The sequence below is a fragment of the bacterium genome, assembly GCA_018814885.1.
Taxonomy (GTDB): domain Bacteria; phylum Krumholzibacteriota; class Krumholzibacteriia; order LZORAL124-64-63; family LZORAL124-64-63; genus JAHIYU01.
In genome coordinates this window covers 20,204-31,237 of sequence record JAHIYU010000088.1, presented here as the reverse complement: position 1 = coordinate 31,237, position 11,034 = coordinate 20,204, and the positions used below count along the sequence as shown (strand labels likewise).

The following is an 11,034-nucleotide window of genomic DNA, read 5'->3' as shown; positions in this document are numbered from 1 at the left end:
CGCGCCGTGCTCCGCATCCAACGCGAGGGACGCGTCCGCGAGGACGCCGGGGAGCGTCCGGCCCGCTTCGGCGACATCCTGCTGCTGGCACGCACGCGCACGCACCTGGCCGCCTACGAGAAGGCGCTGCGCCGCGCCGGCGTCCCCATCGTGCCCGCCGGCCGGGGCGCCCTGGCCCGCAGCCGCGAGGTGCAGGACATGCTGCTGTTGCTGCGCTGGCTGGTGTTCCGCGCCGACGACACGGCCCTGGCCGGCGTCCTGCGCTCCCCCCTGTTCCGCACGGGCGAGGCCGCGTTCCAGGCGTTGCTCGCCGTGCGCCTGGCTCGCGGCGGCGGACGCGGATCCCTGTGGCAGGCCATGCGCTCCGACGACGCCCCCGCCGCCCTGGCCGGAACGGCGGCATTGCTGGGCGACTGGCTCGGTCGCGTCGGCCGCGAATCCGTGCACCGGCTGTTGCGGCGCATCTACCGCGAGTCCCGGGCCACCGAGAGGTTCGCGGCCGCCCTGGGCGAGCAGGCCCGCTACAACCTGCTGCGGCTGCACGATCTGGCTCTCGCCCACGACCGCGTGTCCTTCCCGTCCCTGCGCGGTTTCCTGGCGGAGGTCGAGCGGGCGGCGGTGCGGGAGGACCAGGAGGAGGCGGTCCTGCCCGACACCGACCAGGGCCGCGTCCGCATGATGACCATCCACGGGGCCAAGGGGCTCGAGGCCCCGTTCGTCCTGCTGGTCGACCACGCCGACCCCATGGCCCGCGCGCCCGACCGCGTCGTGTTGCCGGATCTCCACGGAGAATCCGGCCCCCTGGTGACCGGCCTGCGCAAGGCGCATCGCGACGGCGACGCGCAGACCGCCGTGGCCGTCGCCGCCGGCTGCGCCCTGCAGGAGTCCCGCCGCGAGCAGGCCGACCTCCTCTACGTGGCCATGACCCGCGCCCGCGACGAGCTGATCGTGGTGGGCGCCGCGCCGTCGCGCAACAAGGACGCCCCCAGCTTCGCCGGCTGGCTCGCAGCCGGCCCGCGCGGCTTCGACGAGACGCCAGCCTGGATGGAGTCGGATATCGACTACGCCGGGCCACGAGCCGGAGCCGGCGAAACAGCCGAAACCCCCCGCACCTGGGAGCCCTGCGGCTGGTTGCCGCTGCTGGCGACAGTCACCCCCTCGCGCCTCGAGGCCCCGCCGCTGCCCGCCGACGCGCCGCCGGACCACGAGACGGATGCTCCGCTGACCGTCCCCGAGACCGCCGACGGCGCGCAGGACGGCCCGGAACGCGAAGCCGCCGCGGCGCGCGAGGCGGCCCTGGCCCATGGCGTCGAGGTGCACGCGTGGCTGCGGAGGGCGGCCGAGGAGAACGCCATGCCGGATGGCTCGGGCGCCGCCCGGGAGGAGGCGCGCGCGGTCTTCGAGAACCCCGCACACGCCTGGATCTTCCGGCCCGACGACGGCGACGCTCTCTGCGAGGCGCCGATCATCGCCCGCCCCGGCCGCGGCGGCGACGGCCCCGAGAAGCGCATCCTCGGTGCGGTGGACCGCCTGCTGTCGACGGACGACGAGATCGTCGTGATCGACTACAAGTCCAACCGAGTGGACGGGGGCGACCTGGACGCGGTCGTCGTCCACTACCGCCCCCAGATGGAGGCCTACGGCGAGGCGCTCACGGCCGCCCTGCCCGGACGCCGCGTCCGTCTCGTCCTGCTGTTCACGGGATTGACCGGCGACGAAGGCCGCGGCCGCTGCGTGGAAATCGTCTAGCCCAGGGTGATCACCGCCGCCCCTACGAAGCGCCCATGCCTCAAGTCGTCCAGCGCCTCGTTGGCCCGCTCCAGGGGATAGACCGTGACCTCCGTGCGCACCGGCACCCGCGGCGCGACGGCCAGGAACGCTTCCCCGTCCCGCCGCGTGAGATTGGCCACGGATTTCAACGTGCGCTCCATCCAGAGGATCTCGTAGGGGAAGGCGGGGATCTCGCTCATGTGGATGCCCGCGCAGACCACCACGCCGCCCTTGTCGACCGCGCGCAGGGCCGCCGGCACCAGCTCGCCGGCCGGCGCAAAGACGATGGCGGCGTCCAGGGGCGCCGGCGCGGGCGCGTCAGACGGTCCGGCCCACACGGCGCCCAGCGAGCGGGCGAAGGCCTGGCCGGTCTCGTCGCCCCGCCGCGTGAAGGCGTAGACCTCGCGGTCCTGCCAGCGCGCGACCTGGGCGATGATGTGGGCGGCGGCGCCGAAGCCGTAGAAGCCGATGCGCCGCGCTCCGCCGCACATGCGGTAGGCGCGCCAGCCGATCAGCCCGGCGCAGAGCAGGGGCGCGGCCTGCAGGTCGGGATAGCCCGCCGGGACGGGAAAGGCGAAGCGGGCGTCGGCCGCGCAGAGTTCCGCGAAACCCCCGTCGCGCTGGTAGCCGGTGTAGACGGCGCCGTCGCAGAGGTTCTCCCGGCCGGAGGCGCAGAAGCGGCAGGCGCCGCAGCTGCCGCCGAGCCAGGGCACACCCACGCGGTCGCCCGGGGCGAAACCGGTCACGCCCTCGCCCAGCGCCTCGACGCGGCCGACGATCTGGTGTCCGGGCACCAGGGGCAGGACGGGCTCGGTCAGATCGCCGTCGACCACGTGCAGATCTGTGCGGCACACGCCGCAGGCGTTGACGCGGACGAGCAGCTCGCCGGGAGCCGGGGCGGGGTCGGGAATGTCCTCGAGACGCAGGGGCTCGCCGTGCCCGTGCAGGACCATTGCGCGCATGGTGTATCCTCCCGGGGGAAGGACATCATGGCGCAGGGGGGAGCGGAACTCAACCTCCGGTCAACAGGAACACCGGCCCGACCGCGGGGGTCGACCCGTCGAAACCGCTATGCAACGTCGGCTCAGGCCAGCTTGTCCAGGCCCGTGCTCATGTCCTGTACGACTGTCAGTGATCCCTTTTCGTCGGCCACGGGCGGCATCTCTGCCTCCCAGGGAACCGGCGGCAACAATCCGTCGAGCGTGATCCTCAGGCTGTCGGTGAGCGCGGTAATGGCGTCGCGCACTCCTTCGGCGAGAAAACTCGCATCGACTACGTGGCCATCCGTGGCTTCATGGAAGACGGCGTTCAAGTCCACCTTGAACTCCCTCTCCACGTTCCGGATGTCGTCTCGGGCCTGCGCATCGAATTCGGTCTCCTGTAGGGCCTCCTTGATCCGCTGCCTCACGGATTGATCCAGGTGATGCAGCGTCTGTTGCACGTGGCTGCGTCCGTGCAGCTCCGTACGACCGCCGTCACCACCGGACTCGCCGTCGGACGTCTTCTCCGACTTGGGAGTCACACTGATGTCTCCGGCCTGCGTCTCGGGGGACGTTGGACCATCCCGAGATTGCAGAGCCGGATGGAGCATCATGTGGGGCCGCGCCCCAATCGCCTCTATGGCCATGACAGACTCCTTTCCGGCCTACTGGCCTTATCCATCGCCTTCCATGGCGATTCGTTTCATATATCGGCCGCGACCGCGATAAACTTGAGTGGGATTTCTGCGCGAGGTTCGAGGGAATCCCGGACTGTAGGCCGCCGGAGACACGACGATACGCGCAGGGAAACGGGAGGACCCGAGAGGAGGGGCCGGGTGGAGGGTGAAGAAACGGATCAGGGCGCCAGCGGGAGCTTCAATCCGACGGGCAGGTGATCGCTGAGGTTGGTCTCGTACTCGCCCCAGCCCGATTCCAGGTAGCTGTCCATGTGGAACGTCCGGACCTCGGCGGCGGCGTGGGCGAGGTGTCCGAAGAGCTCGTCGGTCACCAGGATGTGGTCGATGTGGCTGCTGTATTTGAAGGACCAGTTGATAGAGCTGCCCTCGGCGAGGCTCATGTCGGTGAACAGGTAGTCGCCGGGCGCGTCCAGGAGGACGCTGAACACGTTGGCGGCGGGCGCGTCGGTCAGACGGTCGTTGAGGTCGCCCAGGACGATCACGGCGTCGCCGGGATGTTCGACGCGGATCCAGGTGTCCAGCAGGCCGACGGCCAGCCGGCGACGGTATTCCTCGTCGTCCTCGTCCTCCTCGTCGATGACGTTGTCGCCGCAGCATTTCAGGTGGTTGTTGACGATCACCAGGGTCTGTCCGGCAAAGCTGCACTCCAGCACCAGGGGCCGGCGCGGGAAGGCGCTGTACTCGCCGTTGTAGATGGTGTAGGGATCCACCGCCACCGACACGGTGGCCTCGCGCCAGAGATAGGCCAGGTTCTGGTCGTAGGGCGCGCCCACGGCCCGGTATCCCGACCATCCCGGCAGCGAATCCAGCAGGGCCGCGAAGCTCGTCCCGCTCACGATCTCCTGCAGGGCGATCAGATCGGCGTCCATGGCCCGCACCGCGTGCGCGGCGTATTTCACCGACAGGGGGGGATTGGCGTCGTTGGCGGGGAAGTTCTCCAGGTTCCAGGTGACGATATCGAAGGCGTCGGCGCTCCCGAAGACCAGCCCGTCGAAGAGATTCTGCTCGCCCGGCACGGGGTCGGGGACGTGCGTCGTCTCGGACGTGCCGCAACCGCCGATCAGCAGCGCCGCCGCGACCAGGACGCTCAACGATGTCGATGTGCGATGAACCATGCCGAAACCAGCCTCCTCGTCACCAGCCCCGAGAACCTGCAATCTAGGTCCGTGCAGGGGCATCTGGCAAGGTCCGTTCCGCGGGGCATACCGGCGGCGGCGGCGGTCCCGGCGCGTGAGAACGCTTGGGTTGTCCGGACGCTTCGCGTATATTGAAGCGTATCCAAGGCATGGCACACCGCGGTCCGGCACCTGGCCTCAGTACGAACACGGCCTCGACTCCGATGGAGGATACCCGCCGACATGAGCATCACGATACTGCTGGCCGACGATCACCAACTCCTGCGCGAAGGGCTGAAGGCCCTGCTGGGGCTGCAGGAGGACATGGAGGTCGTCGGCGAGGCCGTAAACGGCATCCAGGCCTTCGACCTGACGCGCAAGCTGGATCCCGACGTGGTCATCATGGACATCAACATGCCGGAACAGAACGGCATCGAGGCCTCGCGCAAGATCACCAAGCACTGCCGGGGCGTGAAGGTGCTCGCCCTCTCGGTGCACAGCGACCAGAACTTCGTGCTCGAGATGCTGCGCGCCGGCGCCTCGGGATACCTGCTCAAGGATTGCGCCCTGGACGAGCTGGTCCTGGCCATCCGCATGGTCATGGAGGACAAGTACTACCTGAGCCCGGCCATCACCGGCACCGTGCTGGAGGATTTCCTGCACGACCGCGGGGAGCCGAAGTCGAGCCTCTCCCTGCTCACCAATCGCGAACGCGAGGTGCTGCAGATGATCGCCGAGGGCAAATCCACGCGCGACACCGCCGAGGCCCTGAGCATCAGCGCCAAGACCGTCGAGACCCACCGCCTGCGCCTGATGAACAAGCTCGGCCTGCGCAACGTGGCCGACCTTACCAAGTTCGCCCTGCGCGAGGGCCTGACCACGCTCGACTTCTGAGCGCCGTCCGCCGGTCACTCATCGCCGCCCCCCGGCAGCACGCCGCGCACCATCTCCACGTCCGCACGGCCCACGACCTTCAGGGTGAACAACGCCGCCACGTACAGCGCGCCCGTCAGCAGGGTCATGGCCGCGAACGGCAGCACGCCCTCGGCCGGCAACGCCCGCCACGTGACGTGCCACCCGGGCGCGGCCAGGTGCGCGAGGGCCACCGCGCCGAACCAGGCGGCCGCCAGCGCCGCGCCGGTTCCCAGCAGGCCCCGCAGCGCGGGCACGCGCAGGCCGGCCCGGCCCACGTACCAGCGATGCTGCAGGTAGCCGATCAGGAGGCTCAGCACCGTGGTCATGGCGGCGCCGTGCCACTTGAGCACGGGGATGAGCAGCAGGTTCATCACGACGTTGGTCAACAGGACCGTCAAGGCGATGCGCACGAACACTTTCTCGCGCCCCACGGTCATCAGCAGGCGGTTGTAGATGTGGCTCTGGGCCTGCACGGGCAGACCCAGGATGACGATCCGGAAGACGGAGACCGACGGCTCCAGATCGGAGCTCGTGGCGATGGTCCTGATGATCGGCCCCGCGGCGAGGATGCAGAACAGGGTCAGCGGCAGGATCAGCAGGTTCAGGTAGCGCAGGGCCCGCTCCCCCATGCGCTCCACGTCCTCGTCCGCCCCCGCCTTGGCTTGCTCCCGGTAGCGCTGCAACGAAGGGAAGAGCGCCATGGCGAAGATGCTCGGGATGATCAGCAGCAGGTCGAGCGGACGGTGCCCGATGGTGTAGATGCCGGCGCCCAGCTTGCCCAGTATCTCCATGATCATCACGGTATCGATCTTGTAGGAAACGATGCCGAAGGTGGTGGCCATGAAGACGGGCACACCCAGCTTCGCCAGCCACAGCAAACCCATGCCCTGGCCGGGCGCCGGCCGTCGCCAGGGGCCGCAGTGTCGCACCATCAGGGGCACCAGGACCATCAGCCTCGCCAGGCGGCAGAGCACGTTGGCCCAGGCCACGCCGACGATGCCGTAGCCCGCCTCCAGCCACCACCAGCCCAGGACGAAGTAGACCACGGCCGAGACGAGCTGGCTGGTGGTCTGGTGCTCCACCTTCTCGTGTCCCTGCAGCACCGAGTCGCAGGCCATGCCCGTGGCCTCGAGCACTACGCCCAGGGCCATGATCAGGACCACCAGGCGGGTGGGCCCGTCGTAGCCGGTGGCGAACACGTAGACGACAAGCAGCGCGTAGATCAACAGGCTCAGCAGCCAGCGTATGCGCAGGGCGGCCCAGAGGATGGACCAGGTATTGGCGCGGTCCTTGACGATCTCGCGGGTGATCAGCACCACGAGGCCGAAGTTGGCGACGGTCAGGGCCATGGACGAGAGATCGACGGCCACGCCCCACACGCCCGTGCCGACCGTCTCCGCCTCGCCGGTCAGCTTGCGGAAGATGAAGAAGGCGAGGATGCGTCCGGCGAAGAGACCGAGCGACATCAGCAGGGTGTTCTTGGCCACGAAGCGGGCGGCTCTCAAATCGACTCCTAGAAGAAGCCCCTGGTGACGACGGTGAGCTTGGGACCGCCGCCGCCATCGTTCAGGGGCCAGGCCAGATCCAGCCGCGCCAGGTCTGCGCGCGCGGAGCGTGTGGGTCCGAAACGCAGGCCGAAGCCCGCCTCGTGACGGGTCCGTGCGAGGCCTGGCGTCTCGCCGTCCCACCAGGCCGCGCCGCCCGCATAGAAGGCGGCCAGGCCCACGCGATAGAAACCGATCAGCTCGCCGGGTATGATGTGCGCGTGCTCTGCGTTCCAGCGCAGCAGGCGGTCGCCCGCCATGCCGTCATACTCCATGCTGCGCAGCCCGCGTGTCAACCCGAGCACGAAGGCGTCGGTTCCCTCCAGGTCCGAACCGTGCGCCGCCTCGACCACCAGCCGCGACACGTCGTCGCGCCCCGTATGCACCAGCCAGCCGGCGGTGGCGTCCAGCGACAGGAAACGGTTGCGCGCGCTGCCCAGGCTGCCGGACCCGATCAGCTCCGTGTAGAGGAAACCGGGTCCCGCCCGCGACCAGTCGCGCGCCAGCAGATCCCAGACGAAGCGTTCGCGGTCGCTCCCCAGGGCGGCCAGGGCGGGCCCCGCGGTCAAGCGCCACCATGGCTCCATGAAGAGATCCTCGGTGGGACCGTAGTGCAGCACGAATTCCTCCGCGGCCCACGTGCGCCCGCGGGTCTCGATCACGACGATGGGCCGCACGGAGCGGCCGCTCTCCCGGCAGATGGCCGGACAGGCCTCCTCGAAGATCAGCTCGCGGCCCACGCGCCGCCCGTCGGACAACTCGATCTCGGCGGTCGGGGAATAATTCCTGTCCTCGACGTACACACCCAGCCCCAGGCGCCAGATGCGCGCTCCGCCCTCTCGGCTGACGCGCCGGGACCAGGAGATGGAGAAGCTCTCCTCGGAAACGGGCAGCCACGTGTAAAGGCGCTCTTCGCCGCCGTCCCCCGCGGGCCCCGCCTGGCTCAGGTAGAAGCGCGGCTCGAAGCGCCGGTCCCAGGCCTGGGCCTCGAAGCCCCAGGCCGTGTCGTCGGCGTAGAAAGGGCGCGCCAGGACCAGCGACTCGAGATGGCCGTCGCTGAGATCCACGTAGGAGGCGTGCAGGTAGATGTCGGACCCCAGCAGCCGGCGGTTGGTGAAGGTCAACTTGCGGAAGGCGCGGTCCTCGTCCTCGCCCAGCCCCATCTCCAGCTGCACGCCGTGGCCCAGGAAATTGTTGTCGGACCCGACCACGCTCCAGCGGTCTTCGGTGCTGGTCCGCGAATAACTCACATTGGCCGTCAGGGACCAGGTTTCCTGGACGCGGACCTCCAGCGGCACGACGCCGCCGGGCAACGTGTCCGTCGGCACAACCGAGACGTTGGTGAGAAAACCGAGGTCGCGCAGGTTGCGCTCCGTCTCGCGCAGCAGATCGGTGTCGAGACGGTCGCCCGGGCGGAAGAGCAGTTCGCGCCTGATGATGTCGTGGCGTGTGCCGGTGTGGATGTCGTTCATGGCGCCGCGCAGGACGCCCAGCAGGCCGGCCGAGCGCTCCAGCTCCTCCCGCCCGTAGATGTCGATGACGACCAGCGACACCTCGCCGACGCGCAGGGCGTCGTCGGTCGCGTCCGTGGCCTGGGCGCCTGCTGAGGCGAAGAGGACGAGGATGACCGGTAATGACCTGAGCATGGTTCCGATTGTCATGTCAGATCTGCCGGGCAACGGGTTGTTGCTGCCATATTGTCAGTCTTTCTTGTCGGTCTCGTTCTTCCGGTATTGACGCCCGCGCTGCGGATCCGGCGTGTTCATGGTACGTATCTTCAATCTCGTCAATTGTTTGCCACAAATCAACCCCGGTCCGGCTCGCTGTGGCACGCGCATTGAGTATGGGGGGGGCAACCTACGTGATCGACGCCGTCCAGCACGGCCGAACCGGATAGAACCCGAAGGAGGAAAGGCAATGACGACCACCAACCTGATGCCCCTGGGCCTGAGCAACATCATGGATTCGTTCTTCGCGCCCGCTGCCTGCCGCGCCGACGAAGGCCGGGAACTGCGGCGTGTCCCGCGCGCCGAGGTGCTCGAGGGCGACAAGGACTATATAATCCGCATGGACATGCCGGGGGTCAACCGCGAGAACCTGGAGATCGAGATCGAGGACGACACCCTGCGCGTGCGTGCGCATCGCGAGCGCGAGGTGCCCGAGGGCTATAGCGCCCTGCGCAACGAATGGTCCGGCGGCAAGATCAGCTTCAACCGCGCCTTCACGCTCGGCCGCGGGATCGCGTCCGACGGCGTCAAGGCCACCCTGGAGCAGGGCACGCTGACCCTAGTCCTTCCCAAGTCCGAGCAGGCCATGCCCCGCCGGATCGAGGTGAAGTGACCCGAGACCCGGTGTCCCGGGAAAAGACGAAAACGGGCCGGGACAAAATCCCGGCCTTCGTCTATCCTCCCGATCCATGAGACTCATCAGTTTCAGACACGCTTCCGGACCGCGGCCGGGCGTCGCCCTGAGCGACAAGATCTACCTGGATATCCTCGCTGCGGATCCCGAACTGCCCACCGGCTGGAATCTGCTGTTCGCCCACCTGGACCGGGTCGCCGAGCTGGTCTCCCAGTGGCACGAACCGGGCGGCGTGATCGACGGCGTGCCTCTGATCTCCAGCAGCAAGCATTCCCTGCTGCCGCCCGTGGTCTCACCTTCCAAGATCATCGCCGTGGGGCTCAACTACCGGGACCACGCCCAGGAACAGAACCGGCGCGCACCAGCCCACCCCCTGCTCTTCAGCAAGGCGAGCACCTGCCTGCAGGCGCACGAAGGTCCCATCGTGCTGGATCCGGACCTGACGCGCGTCGACGCCGAGGCCGAGCTGGCCGTGGTGATCGGACGCGCCGGCAGGCGGATATCCCGCGAGGACGCCGCGAGCCACATCGCCGGCTACATGTGCTTCAACGACGTCACCAACCGCGAGGCGCAGCGCGCCGACAAGCAGTTCTTCCGGGGCAAGAGCATCGACACCGGCGGCCCCTGCGGGCCCTGGCTCGTCACACCGGACGAGCTGCCGCCCCTGGCGCACGGCCTGGAGATCCGGGGCTGGCTGAACGGCGAGATCGTCCAGAAGAGCAACACGGACCAGCTCATCTTCCCGGTCGACGAGCTGATACGCTTCGCCAGCCAGCACATGACCCTGCTGCCCGGAGACATCATCGCCAGCGGCACGCCGGCCGGCGTGGGCGTCTTCCGCGATCCGCCCCGCTTTCTGCAGCCGGGCGACGTCTGCACGGTGGCGATCGAGGGCCTGGGCACCCTCGTCAACCCGGTCGTGTCGTCCTGATCCCCGCCCCCCGCCCGCGTCCCCCTCGAAGGCTCCCGCCCGCGCGCCGGACCGCTCCGCGCGCCGGTGCAACACGGCTATCAAGAGTCTCTCGACCCCGCCGATAAACATCTGGAGCAACAGCACCGCCGACGCCGGCCGCGGCGACGGCGATAAGCGCCATGTGCCCCGGAGGAAGCGAACATGAAACGTGCGGCAAGGACAGATCCATCCCAGATGGCCAGGATCTTCATGTCGCTGCCTCAATACCATTTCTACGGTCACGTCTCCACGGCGGTGAAGAACGAGCGCTCGTTCCGCATGTCCCTGGGCCAGATGCTGCAGGAGACCGCCGAGCGCCTGCTCAACGCGTCGGAGGCGCGGGCGACCACCATGAGCCGCCATCGGCACGAGTGCATCGAGGAGATCGTGGACGACCTCGGCACGCTGATCACGCATCTGAACCGTCGCGGCAGCATCCAGCTCGCCGGCTCGACGACCGAGACCATCGAAACGCTGCGCGACCTCGACAACAAGCTCATCATGCTGCTGGAGCAGGTGTGGCACATGTCCCAGGCCGTGTTGAGGCCGGACTGCAACGGGGAGGCGTTCGACGAGGGCGTCCAGTACCTGTTGCTGATGCTGCAGGCATTCGCGGAAACGGCCGAGGAGCGCAACCAGCTGCTCGGACTTGGCTGGGAGTCCGAATTCGGCATGAGCCCCATGCCAAAAAGGAAGTGA

Annotated in this window: 10 protein-coding genes; 5 read left to right on the top strand and 5 right to left on the bottom strand. The window is 68.6% G+C overall.

Features of this window, described 5'->3' with window-relative positions; all coding sequences use genetic code 11:
- Positions 1-1,749: PD-(D/E)XK nuclease family protein (locus KJ554_05565; protein ID MBU0741805.1), on the top strand; the 1,749-nt coding region annotated here is incomplete at its 5' end.
- On the opposite strand, the gene KJ554_05560 is transcribed toward KJ554_05565, so the two are convergent.
- The 3 genes from KJ554_05560 to KJ554_05550 form a co-directional block, all read right to left on the bottom strand.
- The gene (locus KJ554_05560) at positions 1,746-2,732 is read right to left on the bottom strand and encodes a zinc-dependent alcohol dehydrogenase family protein (GenBank protein MBU0741804.1); all 987 of its coding nucleotides are present in this window, start codon (positions 2,730-2,732) and stop codon (positions 1,746-1,748) included. The genes KJ554_05565 and KJ554_05560 overlap by 4 nt on opposite strands.
- Positions 2,733-2,854: 122 nt before the next feature.
- Complete coding sequence (locus KJ554_05555) at positions 2,855-3,292, bottom strand: hypothetical protein (protein ID MBU0741803.1); 438 nt, start codon at positions 3,290-3,292, stop codon at positions 2,855-2,857.
- A 314-nt stretch (positions 3,293-3,606) separates the two neighbouring features.
- Positions 3,607-4,563, bottom strand: a complete 957-nt coding sequence (locus KJ554_05550) for an endonuclease/exonuclease/phosphatase family protein (GenBank protein ID MBU0741802.1) — start codon at positions 4,561-4,563, stop codon at positions 3,607-3,609.
- Between the two features lie 243 nt (positions 4,564-4,806).
- Between KJ554_05550 and KJ554_05545 the strand changes: the two genes are divergently transcribed.
- On the top strand, positions 4,807-5,457 hold the full coding sequence (locus KJ554_05545; protein ID MBU0741801.1) for a response regulator transcription factor: 651 nt from the start codon (positions 4,807-4,809) through the stop codon (positions 5,455-5,457).
- A 14-nt stretch (positions 5,458-5,471) separates the two neighbouring features.
- Here the strand turns inward: KJ554_05545 and KJ554_05540 are convergent, their stop codons facing one another.
- A complete protein-coding gene (locus tag KJ554_05540) occupies positions 5,472-6,983 on the bottom strand; it encodes a flippase (protein ID MBU0741800.1) in 1,512 nt (503 codons plus the stop codon).
- 8 nt (positions 6,984-6,991) lie between these two features.
- Positions 6,992-8,683, bottom strand: a complete 1,692-nt coding sequence (locus tag KJ554_05535) for a hypothetical protein (GenBank protein ID MBU0741799.1) — start codon at positions 8,681-8,683, stop codon at positions 6,992-6,994.
- Positions 8,684-8,939: 256 nt separating this feature from the next.
- Here KJ554_05535 and KJ554_05530 point away from each other — a divergent pair, with 256 nt between their 5' ends.
- From KJ554_05530 to KJ554_05520, 3 genes are all read left to right on the top strand, one after another.
- Positions 8,940-9,362, top strand: a complete 423-nt coding sequence (locus tag KJ554_05530) for an Hsp20/alpha crystallin family protein (GenBank protein ID MBU0741798.1) — start codon at positions 8,940-8,942, stop codon at positions 9,360-9,362.
- A gap of 76 nt (positions 9,363-9,438) precedes the next feature.
- Positions 9,439-10,314 carry a fumarylacetoacetate hydrolase family protein gene (locus KJ554_05525; protein MBU0741797.1) on the top strand — a complete coding sequence of 292 codons (876 nt, stop codon included), beginning with the start codon at positions 9,439-9,441 and terminating at the stop codon, positions 10,312-10,314.
- A 183-nt stretch (positions 10,315-10,497) separates the two neighbouring features.
- Positions 10,498-11,034, top strand: a complete 537-nt coding sequence (locus tag KJ554_05520; protein ID MBU0741796.1) for a hypothetical protein — start codon at positions 10,498-10,500, stop codon at positions 11,032-11,034.

What these genes read in the sequence shown, in the direction of transcription:
- KJ554_05520 (MBU0741796.1), top strand. Translation starts at nt 10,498, where the DNA reads ATGAAACGTGCGGCAAGGACAGATCCATCCCAGATGGCCAGGATCTTC.
- KJ554_05530 (MBU0741798.1), top strand. Translation starts at nt 8,940, where the DNA reads ATGACGACCACCAACCTGATGCCCCTGGGCCTGAGCAACATCATGGAT.
- KJ554_05545 (MBU0741801.1), top strand. Translation starts at nt 4,807, where the DNA reads ATGAGCATCACGATACTGCTGGCCGACGATCACCAACTCCTGCGCGAA.
- KJ554_05535 (MBU0741799.1), bottom strand. Translation starts at nt 8,683, where the DNA reads ATGACAATCGGAACCATGCTCAGGTCATTACCGGTCATCCTCGTCCTC.
- KJ554_05560 (MBU0741804.1), bottom strand. Translation starts at nt 2,732, where the DNA reads ATGCGCGCAATGGTCCTGCACGGGCACGGCGAGCCCCTGCGTCTCGAG.
- KJ554_05550 (MBU0741802.1), bottom strand. Translation starts at nt 4,563, where the DNA reads ATGGTTCATCGCACATCGACATCGTTGAGCGTCCTGGTCGCGGCGGCG.
- KJ554_05525 (MBU0741797.1), top strand. Translation starts at nt 9,439, where the DNA reads ATGAGACTCATCAGTTTCAGACACGCTTCCGGACCGCGGCCGGGCGTC.